Here is a 22942-nt window from a genome sequence, read left to right on the forward strand (position 1 = left end):
CCAGCCGTTGATGAACGGCTTATGTCTCGAGTGTCTGGGTGATGGAACAAGACGAGTTATTTCCCCACCAGCCCTTCTCACCATTTGATTAACGGATCCATTTATCTCGAAATCGAGTCTTCAACTAACCGGCCCTTTAGCTTAATAATGAAAAATCTCTTTTCGTTATTAAGCGGCAAGCCATTTTAATGGGTTACGTTGCGCTCCCCAGGCTTATAACAATTATTTTCACCGAGCTTTCCATTTATGAATATTGTATTAATCAGACTTATGTGTTTGAGGTATTTATAGGCTTAGTCAGTTTTAGTAGGGATGAATTTATTACAGGAAAAACTGTTAATTATTGGAGTATTGGATTTCATTGATATGGCCCTATCCGTGTTGAATCATTATCTGCAATATTTACATGTGCGGAAAAGGAAACTTCACTTTAGGTGTTTCCATCATGCGCTGGTCCCCTTGATATAAATAATTAAGAGGAAACTCGCTATGACTCTCGAGGAAAGGACTCCGATAACGAAAGCATGAACTAAAAAAATATAAGCTTATTAGAGTTAAAACTTGAACAAGGAAAGGTAAATTTAATGAATATTTATGAACAAAATTACTGGTCTGTGTACGTGAACTTCCTTGAAGATTTTCAGGATTTAGAATATAAGGGTTATTCAATACCTTACCTATGTCATTATGCAAGCTTGGTTAGAAGTAATAAAAGATTAGTAGCGAAACTTCATAATAAAAATTTTTTTAAAAGCTTAAAAGTAAAAGTTTATGATTCAAAGGAAGTACAAGAAAAGTTTAATGACTTTATAAATGCTCATAAAAATGAAAGAAAGGTTAAAACAACAGGCAAAGTCGTTATACATGATGTTTATAACCTTTTGCGTTTCCCTATACAAATAAAGAGAAATCTTTTTACAAAGGATAATAGCTTGTTTTTAACAGAGTCCACGAAAAGTAAGCCAAAAAGCAAACCAAAAAACAAACAGGAAAATAAAAAGAAAATTAAACAAAGAAATAAAAAAAGTAAATCGAGATATAAACGAAGTAAAGAAATAAGCAGGCCACAGAAACAAAGAAAGAAACAAAAAATCAAAGTGTCTAATGGTATTAAGGTGAAAGTTAAAGCAAGAAGTCGCTCGACTTTAGTTAATAGTAATACCAATCATGCGAGCCATCGTAAGACTTTCAACTCTTATCTTCCGTCCTTTGATCAATCTACTATTAAACGTATGCAGATTAAAGCAACCCGGATCATAAATACTTTTCCAAGGAACCACGTATATCATGACAAAATATTTAAAAAACGATTTTTCGCGCAAATTAGCAAAATAATAAGTCGAATTGAAGAGTGTAACGGTCTTTTTGCACAGGAGGATGTATCTGCAGTCATTGTTCCATCTACGCACTACCCTGAAAGTAGAACCTTAGTCATGGTGGCAGCGGAAAAAGGGATCCCTACCATATGCATGCAGCACGGTATCATCTCGAGTGAGTTTGGATATTTACCTAAGATCGCTGACGTTGATGGGGTATATGGTCAGTTTGAAGTGGATTGGTTTAAGTCAAAGGGGATTGATGAAAATGGACTGAGTATCATAGGCCATCCCCGGTTTGATTTCTTAAACAGACCACCATCCATGAAAAAGGCAGATATGATAAAGGCGTTAGGGTTGCAGCCTAATAAAAAGAATATTTTGATGGTCGTAAGAGGAAATAACCAACTTGGTATGTGGAAAACTTTTCTTGATCATATCCCTTTTAAAAAGGAAGCAAATATAATTATCCGCGACTTTACCACTAAGCCACACTCATTAACTCAATCCCATCCATTTACATTCTCTTCAAGACACGTCCGCCTTTATGATCTTATAAAGGCCTCTGATGTAGTTGTATCCTATTGTTCTACGGTAGCTCTTGAGGCTATGATCGCCGGAAAACCTGTTTTCATTATGAATGAACAAATCCCAGGCTATGTTGGCTACTATGATGGGTTAAAGGATTTGTTCCATACTAATCCTGCCACTTTATCTGCGACAGTTAACGAGTACATCAAATCTAAGAAAAGCCATAAAAAATATTCGGAAATAAAAAGGGAATTTCTAGCATACGCTTATCCTGGTGGAAAGCTTTCTCATGTACGACTCATGAAGTTAATACGAAGGTTAACCTCATAATATTCTCAGCGCCAAATATATATGGTGAATATAAAGGGAGAGTGGGCTTATGAATATTCTGGTAACAGGAGGCGCTGGTTTCATCGGTCGCTGGGTAGTGAAGCTCTTATTAGAGGAACATCACAATGTGTGGGTGCTAGATGACTTATCGAACGGAAGTATTAAAAACATTGAAGAACTGCTGGTGTATAAAAATTTCAAAGCATTTATTCATGGAGATATCAAGGATCAAAAGACGGTAGAGAATCTTTTTTATCCTGGGATTGATTTGTGTTATCACCTCGCAGCCAGCATCAATGTTCAGGATAGTATTGATGATCCAGAAACCACTTTTAATAATGATACAGTCGGTACTTTTTATTTGCTGGAACAATGCCGTAAGCGCAACGTCAAAATGGTGTTCATGAGCACGTGCATGGTGTATGACCGTGCGGATGAGAAAGGGATTACGGAAAAAGATCCGATCAAGCCTGCATCCCCTTATGCAGGGGCAAAAATTGCCGCTGAAAATATGGTTTTATCCTATTATTACGCCTATGGACTTCCTGTAACGGTGGTTCGTCCATTCAATACGTATGGACCGTTCCAAAAGACTGGGGGAGAAGGTGGAGTTGTTGCGATCTTTATTAAAAATAAGTTAAATGAACTTCCATTGCAAATATATGGAGATGGAACGCAGACGCGAGATCTCTTGTATGTAGAGGATTGCGCAAGTTTTGTGGTGCAGGCTGGCTACAGGGACGAAGTAAATGGAGAAATTGTGAATGCCGGGTTAGGCCGTGATATTTCTATAAACGAGCTGGCTGAAATGATTGCAAGCGACCCCAGTCATGTTAGGCATGTGGAGCACATACATCCGCAAAGTGAAATTCCTAAATTGCTTTGTGACTACAGCAAGGCGAAACGTTTGCTTGGGTGGGAACCTGCGATTTCCTTATCAGAAGGGATTCAAAAAACGGAAGAGTGGATCGCCAATACGAGATTAATTTAAAAGGGGCTTAAAAACGTGGGAGAAAAGCTAGCCATTTTTGGGGGAACCCCCGTACGTGATTCCATGCTTCCTTATGGAAAACAGGCGATCGATGACCAGGATATTCAAAAAGTCGTCGAAACTTTGAAAAGTGATTATATCACCACGGGGCCGGCTATCAGGGAATTCGAAAAAGGGGTGGCTGATTATGTAGGAGCGGCGCATGCTGTCGCCTTTTCCAATGGTACTGCCGCTTTACACGCTGCATGTTTTGCGGCAGGAATCGGCAAAGGAGATGAGGTGATTACGACTCCATTGACTTTTGTCGCCAGTGCAAATTGTGTGTGGTATACAGGTGGAAGACCGGTGTTCGCTGATGTAGATCCACACACATACAACATCGACCCTGTTTCAATTGAGTCGCAGGTGACTCGAAGAACGAAAGCGATCATTCCTGTGGATTACTCAGGTCAGCCGGCAGATTATGAAAAGATTCAAGCGATTGCAGACAAATACGGATTGGTCATTATTGAAGATGCCGCGCATGCTATTGGAGCTGAATATAAAGGAAAAAAAGTAGGTTCTTATAGCGATATGACAATGTTCAGCTTTCATCCTGTTAAGCACATTACAACAGGTGAAGGGGGCGTCATTGCAACAAACAACCGTGATTATTACGAGAAGTTAATGATGTTCCGAACACACGGTATTACCCGAGATCTTGAGAAGCTTTTAGAGAAGCGCCATCCCTGGGAATATGAAATGCAATTTTTAGGTTATAACTACCGAATGACCGATATTCAGGCAGCTTTAGGGAGCAGCCAATTGAAGAAGCTGGACCGTTTTGTAGCGAAACGTCGGAAGTATGTGAAGGATTATAATGAGGCGTTTGCAGCTTTGAATTACCTTGGAATTCAGGAGCAGCTTGCCGATACGGTATCTTCTTACCATCTATACGTGATTCGCTTGGATGGACCATTAAAAGGTTTAAGAAAAGAAATTTTTGATGCGCTTCGCGCAGAGAATATTGGTGTAAACGTCCATTACATCCCTGTGCATACCCAACCCTATTATAAAGAGCGAGGGTACACCAAGGGATTATGTCCGGTTGCGGAACACGTATATGAACAGATCCTAAGTCTACCTTTATATTCAGGAATGAGTCCCGATGATGTTCAGGATGTTGTCAAAGCTGTAAAAAAAGTCATAGCTTATTATGTGAATAACGCTGGTGGTGTTTGATGAAAATTGCTTTCAGAGTAGACGCCTCATCCGATGTGGGCACAGGACACGTCATGAGGTGTCTCACACTTGCGAATGAACTTCGAACGTTAGGGGCAGCGTCCTTTTTTATATGCCGTAAGAATCCTGGGGACATGATCGACCACATTAAAAAGCAAGGCTATCACGTCTATGAAATTTCAGGTGGATCGGATGCTTGGAAATATGAGGAAGACCAGGTCATACAGATATTGGAAAAACAATCAGAGATAGATTGGCTTGTGGTGGACCATTATGGTCTTGATGTGCAGTGGGAGAAGATAGTCCGTCCTTTTGTTCATAAGGTCATGGTGATTGATGATTTGGCTGATCGCCACCATGATTGCGATTTGCTCCTTGACCAAAACTTGTATCAAAACATGAACCTTAGGTATGATGGGCTTGTTCCTGAGAGTGCGACGCTATTCTTGGGTCCCTCCCACACACTTTTAAGAGAAGAATTTTTATCAACATCTAAGAAAGAAGAGTGGGATGGAAGAATTGAACGGATCCTTGTTTCATTTGGAGGAAGCGACCCGACAAATGAAACGTTGAAAGTACTTAGAGCTATAGAGATGCTAGATCAAAAACCGAACGTGGACGTTGTAATTGGGAAATCCAGTCCACATGTAGAGGAAATTTGCGACTACTGTCAGGAGAAGACATGGACTAAGGTTCATATTCAAACAAAAGAAATGGCAAAGCTCATGGCAGCTGCTGACCTTGCCATAGGGGCTGGCGGAAGTACGGTGTGGGAGCGGTTTTATATGCGTCTTCCTTCACTTGTTATAGAAACAGCCTCGAACCAAAAAGAAATCATAACCTTTTTACAGGAAAAAGGAGCGATCGTTTATTTAGGACATAGCATCGCGGTCAGTGATAAGGATATTTTCATTCAACTGAAAAAAGTCTTAGATGACAAACCATATATCATGGGGGTTTGGCAATCTATGAATGAGATTTGGAAAGATCATCAACCTTACGGGGTTTCCAAATACATGATGGGTGGAGAACATCATGTATGATTTTCAGTTACGGAGTATGGAAAAGGCTGATTTACCGCTAGTATGGCAGTGGAGAAATGCCGAACATATCAGGAAGCACATGTATAACAATCAAATAATTCCCTGGGAAGACCATCTGGCTTGGTATGAAAAGGAACAGTCCAATCCATCCGCCGTTTCCAAAATTTTCATACACCAGGGTCGTCCTCTTGGTGTCGTCCGGTTCACAGGTATTGATCAGGAAAATGAAACGTGTAAGTGGGGTTTTTATATTGGAGATAAAGATGCGCCTAAGGGTTCCGGGACCATCATGGGTATATTAGCGCTCGACTTTATTTTCGGAACTTTTCCAATCAGGAAAGTGTGTGCGGAAGTGCTTGATACCAATCAGGTTAGTCTCCGTTATCATGAAAAGCTAGGGTTTAAACAAGAGGGTCGTCTTCTCCAACAGCTAAAAAGGAAGAAGCTGCTCATCGACGTTATCCCAATGGGGTTGTTTAGAGACGAATGGATCAAGCACCGTGAAATTCTGGCTGGGAGGCTGTGATATGGAAATAAGAGTTGGAAACAGGAAAATTGGACCTGGATCTCCCCCTTTTATCATTGCTGAAATGTCGGGTAATCATAACCAGTCTCTTGACCGGGCACTTGCAATTGTTGAAAAAGCGGCTAGTGCAGGTGCTCATGCATTGAAAATCCAAACATACACGGCTGAAACGATGACTTTAGATCACAAGGGGCAGGATTTTCTGATTACTGATTCCGGGAGTCTATGGAAAGGAAAGAATCTTTATCATTTATATAAAGAAGCCTACACACCTTGGGAGTGGCATGAGGAAATCTTCACTAGATGCCGTAAACTTGGTGTGATTGGTTTCAGTACACCATTCGACGAATCGTCCGTGGACTTTCTGGAAGGTTTAAATGTTCCTATGTATAAAATCGCGTCCTTTGAAAACACGGATTTACCATTAATCCGTAAAGTAGCAAAAACCGGAAAACCTGTCATTATATCGACAGGAATGGCAACAGTCGGTGAAATATCTGAAATGGTAGAAACATTTAAACAAGCGGGAGGGCAAGAGCTTGTGCTGCTTAAATGCACGAGTAGTTATCCCGCAAGCCCTGAGTATTCTAATATTTCTACGATTCCCCACATGCGGGACTTATTCCAATGCCAAGTCGGATTATCTGATCATACGCTCGGGACGGGGGTAGCCGTTGCGAGTGTGGCCTTAGGAGCTACGGTCGTTGAAAAACATTTTACATTGGCGAGGAAAGATGGGGGTGTGGATGCCCAATTTTCATTAGAACCATCTGAGATGAAAGAGCTGGTAGAAGAGACGACACGAGCCTGGCAATCAATTGGACATATACAATATGGACCAACGGAAAGCGAAAAAGAATCAGGCAAGTTTCGGAGGTCGTTATACATCACCGAAGATCTGAAAGCAGGCGATTCACTTACCAAAGATAACTTGCGTACCATTCGGCCAGGTTTTGGTTTGCCTCCAAAGTACTACGAATTGTTGCTCGGAAAGAAAGTAAATGCTGAGGTGAAAAGAGGTACGCCGATGTCCTGGGATTTTATTGGATAGTAAAGAGGTGAATCTATGAAAGTGCTGGCTATTGTGCAAGCAAGAATGGGATCAACTCGACTCCCTGGGAAGATCCTGAAGCAAGTAAACGGAAAGTCATTACTTGAATATCAAATAGAGAGAATGAAGCGGGCGAAGAACATTGATCAATTGGTTGTAAGTACTTCAAGTTTGAAGGCTGACGATCTTATTATTGATCTGTGTCAAAAATTGAATGTGGATACGTTCCGCGGCTCAGAAAAAGATGTACTTGGGAGGTATTATGAAACGAGTTCTTTTTATAAAGGAGAAGTGATTGTGCGTCTAACGGCGGACTGCCCTCTTATTGATCCTGAGGTCATAGACGGGGGAATTTCCTTATTTCTAAAGAATTACCCTAAGTTCCTGTATGTTTCCAACACGAGAAAAAGATCCTATCCCAGGGGGATGGATACAGAAGTTTTTTCCTATCAGCTGCTCCAGGACGCTTTTATGAATGCCAATATGCCCCATGATCTGGAACACGTCACTCCCTTTATGATCAAAAGGATCGACAGCTCTGCTGTGGGACAATTCGTGTACCATCGTGATGAAAGTAAGCACCGATGGACAGTAGATACAATGGAGGATTTCGCATTGATCGAAAAAATACTGAGCACACTTTATCCTTCAAAGCCTAAGTTTTCGATGGAAGATGTATTGGACTTATTAGAAAGAAACCAGGAATGGTTACGAATTAATGAAAAAGTGAAACAAAAAGAAGATGGGACTAATTAAAATATTATTTTGATCAAGAAGCCGAAGCTAGGGAGCTTATCGGCTTTTTTGTAGTCATGATGGTGTGGTAGCTGGCTTATGAGAGTGGCAAGTTGAAATGAAGCAGGGATAGTTATTGAAAAGTGTAATCATAGGGTCATTCGGGAAAAGGATGAAATAAATGTTATAGAGGCTAGAAAAAGTAAGGTTCTACAGCTAATTATTAGAAGGAGGTAAGTGGAAATGGCTGATCAAAACTCAGAAAACCAGGAAGCCCTTAAGAAAATTAAAGACTTGATTAAAGATGAGAAAGTGGCAATGCTGACAACGATATCCCCTGAGGGCAAACTTATGTCCCGGCCCATGCACACCCAGGAAGTAAAATTGGACAAGGAAGAATTTTGGTTTATTACTGAAAAAGATACAGAAAAATATAGGGATATTGGCCGCAATTCAGCCGTTAACCTGGCCTATTCCGGAAGTTCCTATGTATCGATCAGCGGGACGGCTGAATTCGTTCAGGATGAAGATAAGAAAAAAGAATACTGGAATAAGATTGTCGAAAAAGTGCTGAACGCTTCAGCTGATGATCCGAATGTTATCCTGGTGAAAGTGAAGCCTGAAATTGCTGAATACTGGGAATCCGGCTTGAATGTCAAGACCGTTAAAGAATTTGTGAAAAAGATGGCCAGCAGTAATTCGATAGAAGAAGAAAACGAATTGAAAGATACTGTTCACTTCGATGAAAAGTCGAGATAACTTCTTACTAAGCATATTCTGATGATTTACTTTATAATTTGTAATCAAGCAAGTGAACAACTTTAAGATGATGATACTAGAAAAGATATTCACTTAAAATTATTAAACCCTACCAGAGTTCCTTAGAACTAAGGTGGGGTTAATTTTTGGTTTTATTTCGCTATTGTTTTGGTGTCGGATTAGCACAGCCACATCTAAAATGAAAGTGTTCAGTGCAGTAAGCCGGGAAGAAGTTCTTCTTTACTTCATTTTGGAAGCTCGATGACAAACTCCTCTTTTACAGGGTTCGATTTGGCATCATCATATTTATAAGTGTTTAAATAGGGTGAATATGTGTTGACATAAATTTTATTTTCGTTTGATTTAACATTCAACAATCGCATGTAGCCTTGTCCGCCTTCTGGCCCACTTTGATAATTGGCCATCATTTGATATACCTTCCTATCTGGTTTACCATCGTCATTATCATCAATTTCATCAATGCGTGTTTTACTGCCATAGTAGTGCCCGCTCAAGGTAGCTACAACGTTTTTATTGGGTTCTACAACGTTTTCAAATATTTTCTCACCGATCGGGCTGTGCTTTCCAGAAGCTAATAAATAATCGTGAAAACTGAGAAAAGCGATATGATTAGGATATTTGGCCAACACACGGTTTACCCAGTCGATTTCGTCCTTCGAAATTCCCCAGCCCATGTAAACCATAATATAATCATCCCCGTTCTCGCTGATTAAATCATAATGGCCTTGATTATCTTTATACGACCCGCCGTATGATGACTGCTTCTCAAAACGATGATTTCCAAAATACTTTGAAAACTGTATATATTTACTGGGACTATTTAGGTCGAGATCATGGTTACCGGCTAAAATTCCATAAATAATTTTAGCTTTTTCTAGAATTTTCATGTACATATCAGCGTACTGCCACTGTTCTTCATTATTCCATTCATTTACGATATCGCCGGTATGAAAGACGTAAGGAATGTTAATATAGTCTCTGTTTGCAGCAATCCAATCAACCATATTTTTGTATATATGAGGATAGTTTTTTGAATAATACTGGGTGTCTGACATCCACACGAAAGTGTAATCATAGGGTGAGTCTTTCTCGATTTTACTGTTAACCGATATGGAAGACGTGGACGTGTCACCAGAAGCGATTGTTACCTGGAAAATGATAATCATAAGAAAGCTTGCAAATAGGGTGGCGACCAGTATTTTTTTAAGGATATGCTCCATAGCTGTCCCCCTTTAAAATGTGAATTTTATTAAATCATGTTGATTACTTGTCCTTTGAATTTAGTGTAGCTTCACAGGGAAATTATTATACAGCAGGGAGGCGCGGCAGAGGTTGGTAAAATTTAAAAGTGGTAAAAAGCCAAACTTATCGTTTAAGCAGGATTAAGTGATTACCACTTCCGGTTGCTCGGGGGTTAGTTAAATAAGTAACTAATATAAATTGACATCTTTTGTACTTTCTTGCTATTATTAAATTGTTCTTTATAACGAAATTTTAGTTGGTAATCCCTTTAATAAAAGGAGGCAATCAATGAAAAAGGAATGGAAGCAACCGACATTAGAAACGCTTCATGTAACTCAGACGATGAAGGGCGGCCACTGGGGCTGGGATGGTGACCATAAAGATGACCACGACCATGATGAAGATTGTTGGCCAGTAGGTGGAGTAGGCGATAGCTGAAGAGCTATCGCCTGTTTTTTCTCTATAGAGAATGCCATAGAGGGAGGGTATTACTGTGTTTCAGCTAGTCACAACAAAAAAACATCAAAAAAATTTTGAACGGACCTGGGAGTATTTTTGTCATAAGAATCGCTGGTACAACGATCCTTATGCCAGCAATGGGGTTCGTTATAATCTTATGAATAAAAACGAAACCATCGGTACCATAGAATTTATCCCTTTCCTACCCAATAGCCCCACTAGCACAATTGAAGGGAAATCCTGTGACTTTTCAAGATTTTATGATATAGCCAAACAGGGAGGAAAGGTTTGGGAAGTAGATAAATTATGTATCAAAGAAAAATATCAAAGGAGAGGATATTTTGATCAATTCATTCAAGTCCTCTATGAGCATATGTCTGAATACAAACCTATCTACTATCTAGCCTTTATAGAAGAAAAATTTTATCGAATGCTGAAAATAAACTTTGGACTTCAAATGGAGGTTTTAGGGGAACCTTTGATGGAACACAGTACAAAGCTTGTTCCCATTTCTATTAAGGTGGAAGACCTTATCCAACGTCATGATCAGGAGTTTGAAGGAATGAAAGCTGCGCGGGGAAGAAAAAGAGGTTTGTTTCGATTATTAAGAGCCTTCTGGATCAAAAGAAGAGAATGAACATGTTCTCTATTTTCGATGAATAAATCTGCCATAAATTAGATAATTATAGGTATTATATTAAGTTTAAATAATACTTTGTAAAATAAAGTTCACGTTTTTTGTTGTATAGTATTGACACGTTCTTTATATAGAACTAAACTATATAGTAATATCAGCTCACAAATTAAGGAAATATTTTTTTGTTCGTACGTTCGTTATATAGCACTAATGTACTTATATAAGAAAAGGTGGATCTCATGAGAAAGAAAACATTGATTTACGATGATCATATGTCCAAAGATATCAATATCAAGGAGTATTTTGACGTATTAAGAGATCGCTTTTGGCTTATTTTAATCATTACCCTTGTAACGACTACATTTGGGTATGCTTACAGCCAAATGAATAGCACGTCGCTTTACCAAACGTCAAAGAGAATTATTCTCGGATCTGGTGAACAAGACATGAATACTTTAATGGTCATGATTAAAGACCCAATCATCATGAGTGAAGTTCAAAGTAAGCTGGGATTAGATGGCTCCCCTGAAGGGCTGGCTAACCGGATTGAAGTTTCCAGGATCGATGAATCACAAGTTGTTTTAATTTCTGTCACGGATACCAATCCTGAACGAGCTGCTCAGATAGCAAACACGACAGCCAGCGTGTATAAAAGCAAAATTGTCGAGATCCTGAATTATGAGCAAGTTCAGCTTCTATCACAAGCAAGTGTCAATCCTGTTTCAATCACTACAAATCAAAACCGGCCAATATTTATCGGGTTTCTTTTCGGACTAATCACAGCTATTGGGCTTGCTTACTTATTGGATTCAATTGATGGAGCTGTTAAATCAAGGAGAGAAATTGAGGATATACTTAACCTCCCTGTTCTTGGTGAAATTTCGTATATGAATCGTCGGAACTCGGTGACTAAAAAAGCAAAAAAAGGATCAGAAAATATGGAAGTAAGGAGTGAATCTGTTGGTATTAAGCAAAATTAGGAAGTTAACGAACAAAAACAAGAAACCATTAGTCACCTACACGAACCCCAATTCCATAATTGCCGAACAGTTCCGTACCATACGGACTAACATCCACTTTTTAACCGATCAAAACAAGCGTAAAGTGTTTCTCATTACTTCGCCGAATAAACAAGAGGGAACATCCACTGCGATTGCGAACTTAGCTATTTCAATGGCTCAGAATAAGGAAAAAGTTCTCTTGATCGATGCGAACTTACGAAATCCCAGCTTGCATCAATTATTTAAAGCCTCCAATAATATCGGATTGACCAATGTAATTAGTGGTAGTTCTAAATTAAATGAAGCCATTGACCAAACTGGAATCTCTCAATTGAATTTATTGACGAGTGGCACGATATCCCCAAATCCATCGGATCTCATGGGGGACTATCGGATGGAAAATCTTCTTCAGGAAGTTGGAGAAGCGTACGACCTTGTTCTGATCGACACTCCGCCTGTACTTAAGTCCACTGAAACTCGAATATTGGCAAGCCTCTGTGATGGTGTGTTTATCCTTTTAAATCGTGGCAAAACGAAAGTAGAGGAAGCGGAAGAATCAAAAAAAATTATGGATCTTGCTCACGCCAACGTACTTGGTCTCTTATTAAATGACAATAAATAACTTATGCTCTTACGTTCTTAATAAAGAATAATAATTCGTTAAAACGTGGTGATGTCTCCTCGCCATTATCAATGGAGGCACTCGGTCATGCTGTGGGTTATGTTGATCAATATAACCTTAGACGCTAGTCGTCGGTGGTGTGGCGTGAGGGCGGGTTGAATGCCCATTCTTTTAAAATTTTTAGGAGTAGGATTTATGAGGTCCTTTTCCTAAAAATTTTGAAAGTCCTACATATTATTTGTTACATCTAGAGTTTGCACTAAAGAAGGGAGCGAATGTATGACATATCGACAAAGGTTGTCTTTATTCATATTCATTGATTCATGCATTATTCTTAGCTCAATTTTATTTAGTCGTTTGTTGGTTACTTCTGAATTGTATTTAGCAATGTTACCGGTTGTTATTACCATTACAGCTATCCTGCTCAGTCACCTGATCTTTGCATACCGATTGAGCTTATATCGAAAAGCCTGGGAGTATGCAAGTATTGGGGAATTGATTCTTATATTAAAAACCGTCTCCTACTCCTTGCTCACTACAGCCGGCTTGCATTTCCTTTTCTTTCAGACGGTGTACCCAAGAGCGATTGCGGTCATTTGGATGATGAACCTTCTAGTAATAGGTGGTTCTCGTTTCATTTGGAGAATATATCGTGACAATTATTTAATACAGTCCGAAACGAACAAAAGGACGTTGATCATAGGAGCGGGGGCAGCCGGAACTATGGTAGCAAGACAGCTGCTAAATAATTACGATACAGACTTATTGCCCGTGGCTTTTATTGATGATAGTCCTAGGAAACAACGCTTAGATATCTTCGGAATACCCGTTGTAGCAGGTGTCGATCAAATTCAAAAGTATGTGGAGAAGCTCAATATTGAAAATATCATCATCGCGATTCCTTCGCTAAGTCGAAAGGGTATCCAGAACATCTTTCAAGAATGTGCGAAGACAGACGCTAAAACGCAGATATTACCAATGTTAGAGGATCTGGTAACAGGAAAAGTTTCTGTGACACAATTTCGGGATGTGAAAGTTGAAGATTTATTAGGTCGCGACCCGGTTGACTTGGACATCGACCAGATTTCAGATTATGTCCATAATCAAATCATTCTTGTAACAGGAGCAGGTGGATCCATCGGCTCGGAGATTTCCAGGCAAATCGTTAGATTTAAGCCTAGACAGTTAATTTTGCTTGGCCATGGAGAAAATAGTATTCATGCCATTGAAATGGAATTAAGGGAAACATACGCAGACATGAACGTTGATATTAGGACAGAAATCGCTGACATTCAAGATGATCAAAAAATGATAGATGTCTTCAATTTCTATCATCCGGATGTCGTCTATCATGCTGCAGCGCATAAACATGTGCCTCTTATGGAACGTAATCCGGAAGAAGCTGTGAAGAATAATGTTATTGGCACTTTCAACGTTGCAAAGGCTGCTAGTTGGAGCAACACGGGAAGGTTCGTAATGATTTCCTCCGATAAGGCGGTTAATCCTACAAGTGTGATGGGAGCGACCAAACGACTTGCCGAAATCATTATTCAAAACATGAATAAAGTGAGTGAAACTAAATTCGTTGCAGTACGATTCGGTAATGTACTTGGCAGCAGGGGAAGTGTCATTCCTATTTTTACTAAGCAAATTGAAAATGGCGGGCCCGTTAAAGTCACCCATCCTGATATGGTTCGCTTTTTCATGACCATCCCTGAAGCGTCCAGTCTTGTTATTCAAGCCGGTGCGTTGACCGAAGGGGGAGAAATTTTCGTGCTTGATATGGGAGAACCCGTTAAGATCGTTGACCTTGCTCAAAACTTAATCAAACTTTCTGGTCATAATATGGAAGAAATCGGTGTTGAATTTACAGGAATTCGTCCGGGGGAGAAGTTATATGAAGAATTGCTTAAAGATGAAGAAATCGAAAAAGAGCAAGTGTATCCGAAAATCCATTTAGGTAGAGCAACGGATATGATCATGGATGATATTGAAGAAATTATAGACAATTATCATCACCTGGATAAAGCCACGTTAAGAGAACAGTTATTGATTTTAGCAAATAACGAAAGGTTGCCCCGACCGGGATCTCCTGTTTCAATTACAAGTTGATAAAGGTGGAAGAATACCATGACTAATAAAGTTTTATTTTGCGCCACTGTAGATTACCATTTTCAACTGTTTCACTTACCTTACTTGAAGTGGTTCAAGGAAGAAGGGTGGGAGGTTCACGTCGCGGCCAATGGAAATATCCAACTGCCCTATGTAGATGTGAAATACGATATTCCCATTCAGAGATCTCCACTTGCCCAGAAAAATATAGAGGCCTACAAAACCTTAAGACATTTAATGGATGAAACCCATTACCAAATTGTTCACTGCCATACACCTATGGGAGGAACACTGGCGCGGCTTGCAGCACGGACTGCCAGAAAAAAAGGGACCAAAGTAATCTATACCGCTCACGGGTTTCATTTTTGCAAAGGGTCCCCCCTATCCAACTGGTTATTGTATTATCCGATTGAATGGAAGCTGGCTTCCTATACGGATTGTTTAATCACCATCAATCAGGAAGATTATCAGTTGGCTAAGAAGAGATTTAAAACCAAACATATCGAACACGTTCATGGTGTAGGAGTGGACACCGATGAACTTAAGCCATTATCAACTAAAGAGAAGATGGAAGCTAGAAAGTCATACGGCTATAAGCCGGATGACTTTTTATTATTTTATGCGGCAGAGTTCAATAAGAATAAGAATCAGAAGCTTCTTATTCAAGCATTAACTTTATTGAAAAAAGATGTTCCACAAGCTCGGTTATTATTAGCTGGTGAAGGGGAGACCTCGAATGATTGTAAGGAACTCACCAAAAAACTGGGGGTTGCACATATGGTTGAGTTCCTCGGGTATAGGAATGATACCAGAGAATTAGTAGCGATGTGTGATGCTGTAGCAGCTTCAAGCTTAAGAGAGGGACTGCCTGTCAATATCATGGAAGCCATGGCCTGTTCGATCCCGGTAGTCGCCATTAATAATCGAGGGCATCGCGAACTGGTGAAAGATAATGTAAATGGGTGGGTCTTACCAAAAAATGATGTCCCCGAATTTTCAAAAAAACTGAAATCAATCGCCGATTTTGCAGATGTGAAGGAAAACCTCGGTATAAACGGACGGAGTATGATTTTGAATAAATATAGTACGAATAAAGTGATCAAGCAAAATAGCCGTGTTTATCAAACATATATGACTGGAGGTGAGCGGAATCTATGGGCAGTCCATTGAGAGTCTTGCATGTGGTGGTTAATATGAATCGAGGCGGAGCGGAAACCTTAATTATGAACCTTTATCGCAACATAGACAGATCGAAGGTTCAATTCGATTTTCTTACATGTAAGAAAGGCGTTTTCGATGAAGAAATTAAAGGTCTGGGTGGAAGAATACACCGAATCCCTTATGTAACGGATATTGGCCATAAAGGATATATCACTTCTTTACAAAAATTCTTTCAGGAAAATCAGAACTATCGAATCGTCCATTCCCACATGGATAAAATGAGTGGTTTTGTGCTGAAGGCGGCGAAACATGCGAAAATTCCGGTAAGGATTGCGCATAGTCATAATACAAACAGTGAAGGGGGAACAGGTGCTAAACTATATAAATGGTATGCGGGGAAGCAAATTTCAGATAATGCGAATGAATTCTATGCCTGTTCAAAAGCTGCAGCGTACTGGCTTTTTAAGAAAGAGGCGAATTCAACAAAAATTCTAAAAAATGGTATTGAACAAAAAAAGTTCACCTTTACGACTTCTATAAGAGAAAAGGTGCGCTCCTCTTTACGAATTGAGAAAAATACATTGCTTATTGGCCACGTAGGGAGATTCTCACTTCAAAAAAATCACATGTTTCTACTTGAGGTTTTCGCTGAATACCGAAAAAATAATTCTCAAGCCAAATTAATGCTGGTGGGTGATGGAGCATTAAAAGAAAAAATTATAGAAAAGACGAGAGAGTTAGATATTGAAGACGACGTCTTATTGTTAGGGGTTCGAACAGACATCCATGAATTACTTCAAGCGATGGATGTATTCGTATTTCCATCTTTTCATGAGGGTTTACCTGTTACTTTGATTGAAGCACAGGGAGCTGGAATTCCATGTGTGATATCAGACAGAATTTCCAATGAAGTGGATATGGGTGTGGGGTTAATTGAGAAATTACCCATAGGTCCTGACAACTTCTCCAGGTGGGTGAATGAAATCGACCTTACATCAAATTACATTCGCCACTCTATTCCTGCTGAAGTGTTAAATAGTAAAGGGTATAACATTAATTATACAGCTAAACACATTCAACAGGAATATTTGCATCTGGGAGGTGTTGGTAGTTGAATCTCCTAACTGTGTTCACTCCGACATATAACCGAGCCTATTGCTTAGATAAATGCTATGAGAGTTTAAAAAAGCAAACCACACAAGACTTTGTTTGGTTGATTATTGACGATGGTTCTTCCGATCATACGGAAGAATTGGTGAAAAGTTGGGTAAAGGAAGGATTTATAAATATTCAATATGTAAAGCAAGAAAATCAAGGAATGCATGGCGCCCACAATACAGCTTATGAGTTAATTCAGACCGAATTAAATGTTTGTATCGATTCAGACGATTATATGCCGGAGGATGCCGTTGAAAAAATAACATCATTTTGGAGGAAATATGGAAATCACTCGGTTGGTGGAATGATTGGTCTTGATTCTTATACGGACCAGAAGATTATAGGAACAAAGCTTCCTGACCATATCAAACGTTCTACGCTTTTTAATCTATATCATAAATATAAGGTCCAGGGTGATAAGAAGCTAGTTTATCGAACAGAACTTACAAAAAAATACCCTTACCCATTATTTAATGGGGAAAAGTATGTTGGATTAGCGTACAAGTACTTCAAGCTTGATGAACAGTATGAAATGCTTTTGTTGAATGAAGTGTTATGTTGTGTCGAGTACTTAGAGGACGGATCGTCGAGGAACATGTTAAATCAATATCGAAGAAATCCAAAGGGTTTTTCCTTTTATCGAAAAGAACTTATGAAATTATCATTCACTGGTCCCACCTTCCAATTCAGGCAATCGATCCATTATGTATCTAGTAGTCTACTGGAAAAAAACTGGCGTTTTATGAGTGAATCACCAAAAAAGTGGTTAACTTATTTGGCTATCTTACCCGGAACTCTATTGTATTTATATATAACGAATAAAACGAAGGATGTCACCTATTGATTGTCGTTCCTTTTGAAAGGAAATGAATATGGCTCAATTATGGATGAACCTTGCGCTGGTATTCAGTTTATCTTATTGTGCAAGATTTGCTGGAGTGAACATACAAACGAAGACAGTCATGCTGCCAAAGCCGAACAAGTTTTTTGTATTATTAGCATTAGCTGCTCTGGTTGTCGTATCTGGATTACGGTCAAATATAGGAGATACGTATTTTTACAAACGAATCTATGAAATAAACGACTTCACATGGGAGTTTATTCAATCACAAAAAGATATTGGTTTTGGAATTTTGCAAGCTATTCTTAAGAACATCTCCAGTGATCCACAACTCATGATATTCACGACTGCTCTTATTACGAACACACTAATTGTAGTAGTGCTTTACAAATATTCCAGACTATTCGAACTAAGTTTATACGTTTATATTACCGGTGGTTTGTTTATCGTATCTATGAATGGTATTAGACAAGTTTTAGCTGCTGCGATAGCTTTCACAGCTTTGAAGTACATTATGAATGGAAATGTGAAGAGGTATATAATGGTCATTCTATTTGCCTCTTTATTTCATCAAAGTGCGCTAGTATTACTGCCTATTTACTTTCTTGTACGTTTTAAAGCATGGTCAAAAGCAACAATTGCTTTATTGTTATTATCCGTTGTTATAGTTATTGGATTTGATCAATTTTCACTAGTATTGTTCAATGCGATAGAAGATACCCAGTATGGTGAATATGAAGAGTTCACTGAAGGAGGAGCTAGTTTATTAAGGGTGATTGTTTTTGGCGCTCCGATCCTATTGGCATATCTCGGAAGGGATAAATTAAGGGAGATTTTCCCTAAGAGTGATTATATCGTTAACTTAACCTTAGTTGGTTTAGTTTTTATGATCGTTTCTACACAGAATTGGATATTCGCCAGATTCTCTATTTATTTTACTTTATATCAATTAATCCTTATCACATGGGTAGTTAAGCTTTTTCGTCCACGGGATGAAAAGCTTATTTATTTTGCCATTATTGTCTTATACTTCGGATATTTTTATTTTGAGAATGTTATAAACTTGAATTTAGAATATCGGAGTGACTATTTATCTTGGTAATAATCTTTAGGAGGTTTGTTTATGACCGTTCTTGTAACAGGTGGCGCCGGATATATTGGCAGTCACACTTGCGTGGAGCTGTTGAACGCTGGTCATGATATTGTAGTGATAGATAATTTCTCCAATAGTCATCCAGAAGCATTGAAAAGAGTAAAAGAAATTACAGGAAAGACTTTTCACACTTATTCCATCGATATATTGGATGAAGATGGTTTAGCACGCATTTTCACAGAGCATGAAATTACTGCTGTGATTCATTTTGCCGGCTTGAAAGCCGTAGGGGAATCCGTTTCTGAACCTCTTTGGTATTATAGCAACAACGTTATTGGGACCATCCTTTTATGTGAAGTGATGAAGAGAAATGGTGTAAAGAATCTGGTATTCAGTTCATCTGCTACAGTATACGGTGAACCTGATACAGTACCTATACCGGAGAATTCGTTATTAAAAACGACAAACCCTTATGGAAGAACGAAGTATATGATTGAAGAAATTCTTAGAGACATTCATTTTGCAGATCCTGAATGGAGTATAGCACTGTTAAGATACTTCAATCCGATAGGAGCTCACGAGAGCGGGAAGATTGGAGAAGCGCCACAAGGAACACCGAATAATTTACTTCCATATATCTCTCAAGTTGCCGTCGGGAAGTTAGGTGAATTGAAGGTTTATGGTGATGATTACCAGACCCATGATGGAACAGGGGTGCGCGACTATATTCATGTGATTGATTTGTCACTAGGTCATGTTAAAGCATTGGAAAAGGTGAAAAGTTCAAAAGGAGTTCATACTTATAACTTAGGTACAGGCCGAGGATATAGCGTTTTAGAAATGGTTAAAGCATTTGAAAAAGCTTCAGGACGTGAAATTTCCTATACCATTTTAGGAAGGCGTCCAGGTGATATCCCTGTATGTTTTGCAGATACGAGCAAGGCTTTTGAAGAGCTTGGCTGGAGAGCAGAAAGAGAAATCAATAAAATGTGTGAAGATACATGGAGATGGCAAAGGAGAAATCCAGAAGGCTATACTTCTATAGAAACAGAGAAACAAACTTCGTTGGAGAAAGAACCGACGAAGTTTTTTGTTACTCATAAACAGGAGAAGGTTCTTAATGAATAAACTAAACGAATTGACACAGACCCATGTGTATCATGTTTTATTAAGTGTTTACAATAGAAGTCATGAATCGAAAGAACTTGACGTAGTCGACATTATCCACGAGATGAAAAAGAAACTCTCTTCTAATATTCAGTCCGTTCATAAAAGGAGTTAATCGTACAATGAAGAGAATGTTAGATTTCGCTATTTCCTTTATTATGATTCTTTTACTGGCGGGTGTTTTCCTGATTGTTAGTTTAACAGTGAAATTGAAAATGGGATCTCCTATCTTATTTAAACAAAAAAGACCTGGTCTGAATGGTAAGCCTTTTGAACTTTATAAGTTCCGGACGATGAATGACCGTAAGGATGGTCAAGGTGATCTTCTTTCCGATGAACAAAGGATGACAGCGGTTGGTGAGTTCTTAAGAAAGTATTCTTTAGATGAGATTCCGCAGCTCCTTAATGTAATGAAAGGGGATATGAGTTTAGTTGGACCAAGACCATTATTACTGGAATATCTCCCTTTATACAATGAAGAACAATCAGTGAGGAATGATGTCAAACCTGGAATAACAGGTTGGGCTCAAATCAATGGAAGGAACGCCATTACTTGGGAAGAAAAGTTCAAATTGGATGCCTGGTATGTAAATAATCGTACTTTGCTGCTCGATTTAAAAATCTTACTCTTAACTTTCTCCAAAGTAATAAAAGGTGAAGGAATTCACCAAGATAACCACGTGAGCATGGAAAAATTTAAAGGATCACAGGATGTGATGTAAATGGAATTGCTGTTGATTGGGGACGGAGGGCACAGCAAAGTCATTCAAGATATCATCCATGCTGAAGGTAAGCACAAGATAATAGGATTACTGGATGATAAATATGAGAAAAAGACAATAAGGCAGCACACCTTCGTAGGACCTCTCGATACTATTTTTGACTTGAATCGAGAAAATGTAGGGATCATCTTAGCTATTGGAAATAATAGAGTTCGAAAAAAGCTGGTCAAGCAATTTCAGATCCATCCGAGTCAGTTTATCACTGTTATTCATCCATCAGCTATCGTAAGCCCATCAGCTAGGATAGGACGAGGAACTGTCATTATGCCGAAAGTGGTCGTTAATGCAAACGCAGTTGTAAGAGATCACTGTATTTTAAATACCGGATCAACGGTAGAACACGACTGCTTTGTTGAGAACTTTACACATTTGTCTCCAGCGGCTACTTTGACTGGTCAGGTGGTTTTAGAAGAAGGAGTGAACATAGGTGCTTCTGCTACTGTTATACCAGGCTTGAAAATTGGCAGTTGGACAATTATTGGAGCAGGAGCGACGGTGGTTGAGAATATTGCGGCGAATCAAACGGCAGTTGGATGCCCTGCCAAGATCATTTCAAAAGCATCAGTAATTTAAAGAGGATGTGTGTAAATGTCTGATTCCAAAATTTTTTTATCTCCGCCACACATGACTGGAAATGAACAGAAATATATTAAAGAAGCATTCGATTCAAATTGGATTGCTCCTGTAGGGAGAAACATTGACTTATTTGAACAAGAGATTGCTCATTATGTTGGGGCTAAGGGAGCCGTCGCTGTCAGTTCAGGAACAGCCGCGATCCACTTAGCTCTTTCTTTATTAGGTGTAAAAAAAGGTGATACAGTATTTTGTTCAAGTTTGACGTTCGTTGCAAGTGCCAACCCTATCATATATCAAGGAGCCGAGCCGGTTTTTCTTGATTCAGAACCAGATACTTGGAACATGTCTCCCCAGGCCTTAGAAAGAGCCTTAATAGAAGCAAAGAAAAAAGGAAATTTACCGAAGGCCATCATTGTCGTCCATCTGTATGGGCAACCTGCAAAAATGGATGAAATCATGGGACTGAGTGAGGTTTATGGTGTTCCAGTTATCGAAGATGCTGCTGAAAGCTTAGGATCCACTTATCAAAAGCAAATGACCGGAACTATCGGCAAATTTGGAGTTTTTTCTTTTAACGGGAACAAGATCATCACAACATCAGGAGGCGGTGCATTGGTGTCAGACGACTTGGAAGCTTTGGACCGCGCCAGGTTTTTAGCTACGCAAGCACGTGACCCTGCGATTCATTATCAACATAGTACAGTTGGTTTCAATTATAGAATGAGCAATATTCTTGCCGGTATCGGTCGAGCTCAAATGGAAGTGATTGTAGATAGGGTTAAAGCGAGGAGAGAAATTTTTAATAGATACCAGCAACCACTCTCTTTTCTTCCAGGAGTCAGTTGTATTCCGGAGTTAATAAATACCGAAAGTAATCGATGGCTGACTGCTCTTACCATTAATGAAGAACTAGCTGGAACAACAAGCTTGCAAATTGTCCGTGAAATGGTGAAACAAAATATAGAAGTTCGTCCGGTGTGGAAACCTCTGCATTTGCAACCTTTATTCAGAGGCAACAACTATTACTCACACCAAGAAGGAGCTAGTATCTCAGATCTTTTGTACACACGCGGTGTTTGTTTACCATCTGGTTCGAGCCTGACGGAAAATGACCAAAGTAGAATCATAGAATGCTTAAGGTATGTAATTGAGCATGCTGAGGTTACAGAAAGAATCGTATGACTCTATATGAAAAGGGATTTTTATAATGATTGGAAAAAATATAATGAAAATCAGAAAAAGGAAGAACCTATCGTTATCAGAGTTAGCTGAGCGGGCGTGTATATCCAAGTCTTACTTAAGCAATATCGAGAGAGAAATCAATCAAAATCCTTCTATATTAATGATCCGAAAAATATCCATAGCTTTAAATGTTGATATCGAAGAAGTTCTTAATTCGAGTAAATCTCTCCAAAATTATTCCTTACCTATCGAGAAAGAGTGGATCGAATTCGTCTATGATTTACAGTCTTCCGGGATGAAAAAGGATCAAATTCAAGAGTATAAAAGTATTATGGAGTTCATCCGGTGGCAGAACTTGCAGCAGAATAAATAACCAATGAAAGGA

The 22942-nt window shown here is 39.1% G+C and carries 24 protein-coding genes; 23 read left to right on the forward strand and 1 reads right to left on the reverse strand.

The genetic code is table 11. The annotated features are described in order from the left end of the window. Window positions 1-584 precede the first annotated feature (584 nt). The 8 genes from ACTWPM_RS03090 to ACTWPM_RS03125 all read left to right on the forward strand — a co-directional run bounded on the left by ACTWPM_RS03090 (window position 585) and on the right by ACTWPM_RS03125 (window position 8503). Entirely contained in the window at window positions 585-2177 is a 1593-nt protein-coding gene (locus ACTWPM_RS03090; protein WP_443131613.1) for a hypothetical protein, read from the forward strand. 49 nt (window positions 2178-2226) lie between these two features. Continuing rightward, entirely contained in the window at window positions 2227-3168 is a 942-nt protein-coding gene (locus tag ACTWPM_RS03095; protein ID WP_443131614.1) for a dTDP-glucose 4,6-dehydratase, read from the forward strand. Between the two features lie 63 nt (window positions 3169-3231). Further along, window positions 3232-4389, forward strand: a complete 1158-nt coding sequence (gene pseC, locus ACTWPM_RS03100) for a UDP-4-amino-4,6-dideoxy-N-acetyl-beta-L-altrosamine transaminase (RefSeq protein ID WP_443131849.1) — start codon at window positions 3232-3234, stop codon at window positions 4387-4389. Next, the gene (gene pseG, locus ACTWPM_RS03105) at window positions 4389-5432 is read left to right on the forward strand and encodes a UDP-2,4-diacetamido-2,4,6-trideoxy-beta-L-altropyranose hydrolase (RefSeq protein WP_443131615.1); all 1044 of its coding nucleotides are present in this window, start codon (window positions 4389-4391) and stop codon (window positions 5430-5432) included. Before pseC ends, pseG begins: the two co-directional genes overlap by 1 nt. Beyond that, window positions 5425-5958: a UDP-4-amino-4,6-dideoxy-N-acetyl-beta-L-altrosamine N-acetyltransferase gene (gene pseH, locus ACTWPM_RS03110; RefSeq protein ID WP_443131616.1), complete on the forward strand. Its 534-nt coding sequence runs from the start codon at window positions 5425-5427 to the stop codon at window positions 5956-5958. The genes pseG and pseH overlap by 8 nt, the downstream gene beginning before the upstream one ends. Before the next feature lies 1 nt (window position 5959). Next, window positions 5960-7009: a pseudaminic acid synthase gene (gene pseI, locus ACTWPM_RS03115; protein WP_443131617.1), complete on the forward strand. Its 1050-nt coding sequence runs from the start codon at window positions 5960-5962 to the stop codon at window positions 7007-7009. 15 nt (window positions 7010-7024) lie between these two features. Then, entirely contained in the window at window positions 7025-7765 is a 741-nt protein-coding gene (locus tag ACTWPM_RS03120) for a cytidylyltransferase domain-containing protein (RefSeq protein ID WP_443131618.1), read from the forward strand. A 222-nt stretch (window positions 7766-7987) separates the two neighbouring features. After that, the gene (locus ACTWPM_RS03125; RefSeq protein WP_443123484.1) at window positions 7988-8503 is read left to right on the forward strand and encodes a pyridoxamine 5'-phosphate oxidase family protein; all 516 of its coding nucleotides are present in this window, start codon (window positions 7988-7990) and stop codon (window positions 8501-8503) included. Between the two features lie 245 nt (window positions 8504-8748). Here the strand turns inward: ACTWPM_RS03125 and ACTWPM_RS03130 are convergent, their stop codons facing one another. Further along, the gene (locus ACTWPM_RS03130) at window positions 8749-9744 is read right to left on the reverse strand and encodes a metallophosphoesterase (RefSeq protein ID WP_443131619.1); all 996 of its coding nucleotides are present in this window, start codon (window positions 9742-9744) and stop codon (window positions 8749-8751) included. 310 nt (window positions 9745-10054) lie between these two features. Here ACTWPM_RS03130 and ACTWPM_RS03135 point away from each other — a divergent pair, with 310 nt between their 5' ends. The 15 genes from ACTWPM_RS03135 to ACTWPM_RS03205 all read left to right on the forward strand — a co-directional run bounded on the left by ACTWPM_RS03135 (window position 10055) and on the right by ACTWPM_RS03205 (window position 22930). Continuing rightward, the gene (locus ACTWPM_RS03135; RefSeq protein ID WP_443131620.1) at window positions 10055-10204 is read left to right on the forward strand and encodes a paeninodin family lasso peptide; all 150 of its coding nucleotides are present in this window, start codon (window positions 10055-10057) and stop codon (window positions 10202-10204) included. Window positions 10205-10259: 55 nt separating this feature from the next. Beyond that, on the forward strand, window positions 10260-10862 hold the full coding sequence (locus tag ACTWPM_RS03140) for a hypothetical protein (RefSeq protein ID WP_443131621.1): 603 nt from the start codon (window positions 10260-10262) through the stop codon (window positions 10860-10862). A 239-nt stretch (window positions 10863-11101) separates the two neighbouring features. Then, window positions 11102-11842 carry a YveK family protein gene (locus ACTWPM_RS03145; protein WP_443131622.1) on the forward strand — a complete coding sequence of 247 codons (741 nt, stop codon included), beginning with the start codon at window positions 11102-11104 and terminating at the stop codon, window positions 11840-11842. Continuing rightward, window positions 11814-12485 carry a CpsD/CapB family tyrosine-protein kinase gene (locus tag ACTWPM_RS03150; protein ID WP_443131623.1) on the forward strand — a complete coding sequence of 224 codons (672 nt, stop codon included), beginning with the start codon at window positions 11814-11816 and terminating at the stop codon, window positions 12483-12485. Before ACTWPM_RS03145 ends, ACTWPM_RS03150 begins: the two co-directional genes overlap by 29 nt. 279 nt (window positions 12486-12764) lie before the next feature. Beyond that, window positions 12765-14597, forward strand: coding sequence for a polysaccharide biosynthesis protein (locus tag ACTWPM_RS03155; RefSeq protein WP_443131624.1), 1833 nt, complete (start codon window positions 12765-12767; stop codon window positions 14595-14597). Window positions 14598-14615: 18 nt separating this feature from the next. Next, on the forward strand, window positions 14616-15767 hold the full coding sequence (locus tag ACTWPM_RS03160) for a glycosyltransferase family 4 protein (protein ID WP_443131625.1): 1152 nt from the start codon (window positions 14616-14618) through the stop codon (window positions 15765-15767). Further along, window positions 15752-16873: a glycosyltransferase family 1 protein gene (locus tag ACTWPM_RS03165; RefSeq protein ID WP_443131626.1), complete on the forward strand. Its 1122-nt coding sequence runs from the start codon at window positions 15752-15754 to the stop codon at window positions 16871-16873. The genes ACTWPM_RS03160 and ACTWPM_RS03165 overlap by 16 nt, the downstream gene beginning before the upstream one ends. Beyond that, complete coding sequence (locus ACTWPM_RS03170; RefSeq protein ID WP_443131627.1) at window positions 16870-17760, forward strand: glycosyltransferase family 2 protein; 891 nt, start codon at window positions 16870-16872, stop codon at window positions 17758-17760. Before ACTWPM_RS03165 ends, ACTWPM_RS03170 begins: the two co-directional genes overlap by 4 nt. 28 nt (window positions 17761-17788) lie before the next feature. Next, window positions 17789-18859 (forward strand): EpsG family protein, encoded by a 1071-nt coding sequence (locus tag ACTWPM_RS03175; protein ID WP_443131628.1) that lies wholly within the window; start codon window positions 17789-17791, stop codon window positions 18857-18859. 21 nt (window positions 18860-18880) lie between these two features. Next, window positions 18881-19978 (forward strand): UDP-glucose 4-epimerase GalE, encoded by a 1098-nt coding sequence (gene galE, locus ACTWPM_RS03180; protein ID WP_443131629.1) that lies wholly within the window; start codon window positions 18881-18883, stop codon window positions 19976-19978. Next, window positions 19971-20132 carry a hypothetical protein gene (locus ACTWPM_RS03185; RefSeq protein ID WP_443131630.1) on the forward strand — a complete coding sequence of 54 codons (162 nt, stop codon included), beginning with the start codon at window positions 19971-19973 and terminating at the stop codon, window positions 20130-20132. The genes galE and ACTWPM_RS03185 overlap by 8 nt, the downstream gene beginning before the upstream one ends. Window positions 20133-20139: 7 nt before the next feature. Next, window positions 20140-20739: a sugar transferase gene (locus tag ACTWPM_RS03190; RefSeq protein ID WP_443131631.1), complete on the forward strand. Its 600-nt coding sequence runs from the start codon at window positions 20140-20142 to the stop codon at window positions 20737-20739. Next, window positions 20740-21372 carry an acetyltransferase gene (locus tag ACTWPM_RS03195; RefSeq protein WP_443131632.1) on the forward strand — a complete coding sequence of 211 codons (633 nt, stop codon included), beginning with the start codon at window positions 20740-20742 and terminating at the stop codon, window positions 21370-21372. Between the two features lie 15 nt (window positions 21373-21387). Further along, window positions 21388-22557, forward strand: coding sequence for an aminotransferase class I/II-fold pyridoxal phosphate-dependent enzyme (locus ACTWPM_RS03200; RefSeq protein WP_443131633.1), 1170 nt, complete (start codon window positions 21388-21390; stop codon window positions 22555-22557). A 43-nt stretch (window positions 22558-22600) separates the two neighbouring features. Further along, window positions 22601-22930, forward strand: coding sequence for a helix-turn-helix domain-containing protein (locus ACTWPM_RS03205; RefSeq protein WP_443131634.1), 330 nt, complete (start codon window positions 22601-22603; stop codon window positions 22928-22930). Window positions 22931-22942 lie beyond the last annotated feature (12 nt).

It is taken from the genome of Halobacillus sp. K22 (assembly GCF_052246795.1).
Taxonomy (GTDB): domain Bacteria; phylum Bacillota; class Bacilli; order Bacillales; family Halobacillaceae; genus Halobacillus.

Excerpts from the sequence above, each read along its gene's own strand:
- ACTWPM_RS03090 (WP_443131613.1), top strand. The coding sequence starts at position 585 with ATGAATATTTATGAACAAAATTACTGGTCTGTGTACGTGAACTTCCTT.
- ACTWPM_RS03095 (WP_443131614.1), top strand. The coding sequence starts at position 2,227 with ATGAATATTCTGGTAACAGGAGGCGCTGGTTTCATCGGTCGCTGGGTA.
- pseC (WP_443131849.1), top strand. The coding sequence starts at position 3,232 with ATGCTTCCTTATGGAAAACAGGCGATCGATGACCAGGATATTCAAAAA.
- pseG (WP_443131615.1), top strand. The coding sequence starts at position 4,389 with ATGAAAATTGCTTTCAGAGTAGACGCCTCATCCGATGTGGGCACAGGA.
- pseH (WP_443131616.1), top strand. The coding sequence starts at position 5,425 with ATGTATGATTTTCAGTTACGGAGTATGGAAAAGGCTGATTTACCGCTA.
- pseI (WP_443131617.1), top strand. The coding sequence starts at position 5,960 with ATGGAAATAAGAGTTGGAAACAGGAAAATTGGACCTGGATCTCCCCCT.
- ACTWPM_RS03120 (WP_443131618.1), top strand. The coding sequence starts at position 7,025 with ATGAAAGTGCTGGCTATTGTGCAAGCAAGAATGGGATCAACTCGACTC.
- ACTWPM_RS03125 (WP_443123484.1), top strand. The coding sequence starts at position 7,988 with ATGGCTGATCAAAACTCAGAAAACCAGGAAGCCCTTAAGAAAATTAAA.
- ACTWPM_RS03130 (WP_443131619.1), bottom strand. The coding sequence starts at position 9,744 with ATGGAGCATATCCTTAAAAAAATACTGGTCGCCACCCTATTTGCAAGC.
- ACTWPM_RS03135 (WP_443131620.1), top strand. The coding sequence starts at position 10,055 with ATGAAAAAGGAATGGAAGCAACCGACATTAGAAACGCTTCATGTAACT.
- ACTWPM_RS03145 (WP_443131622.1), top strand. The coding sequence starts at position 11,102 with ATGAGAAAGAAAACATTGATTTACGATGATCATATGTCCAAAGATATC.
- ACTWPM_RS03155 (WP_443131624.1), top strand. The coding sequence starts at position 12,765 with ATGACATATCGACAAAGGTTGTCTTTATTCATATTCATTGATTCATGC.
- ACTWPM_RS03160 (WP_443131625.1), top strand. The coding sequence starts at position 14,616 with ATGACTAATAAAGTTTTATTTTGCGCCACTGTAGATTACCATTTTCAA.
- ACTWPM_RS03165 (WP_443131626.1), top strand. The coding sequence starts at position 15,752 with ATGGGCAGTCCATTGAGAGTCTTGCATGTGGTGGTTAATATGAATCGA.
- ACTWPM_RS03175 (WP_443131628.1), top strand. The coding sequence starts at position 17,789 with ATGGCTCAATTATGGATGAACCTTGCGCTGGTATTCAGTTTATCTTAT.
- galE (WP_443131629.1), top strand. The coding sequence starts at position 18,881 with ATGACCGTTCTTGTAACAGGTGGCGCCGGATATATTGGCAGTCACACT.
- ACTWPM_RS03185 (WP_443131630.1), top strand. The coding sequence starts at position 19,971 with ATGAATAAACTAAACGAATTGACACAGACCCATGTGTATCATGTTTTA.
- ACTWPM_RS03190 (WP_443131631.1), top strand. The coding sequence starts at position 20,140 with ATGAAGAGAATGTTAGATTTCGCTATTTCCTTTATTATGATTCTTTTA.
- ACTWPM_RS03195 (WP_443131632.1), top strand. The coding sequence starts at position 20,740 with ATGGAATTGCTGTTGATTGGGGACGGAGGGCACAGCAAAGTCATTCAA.
- ACTWPM_RS03200 (WP_443131633.1), top strand. The coding sequence starts at position 21,388 with ATGTCTGATTCCAAAATTTTTTTATCTCCGCCACACATGACTGGAAAT.
- ACTWPM_RS03205 (WP_443131634.1), top strand. The coding sequence starts at position 22,601 with ATGAAAATCAGAAAAAGGAAGAACCTATCGTTATCAGAGTTAGCTGAG.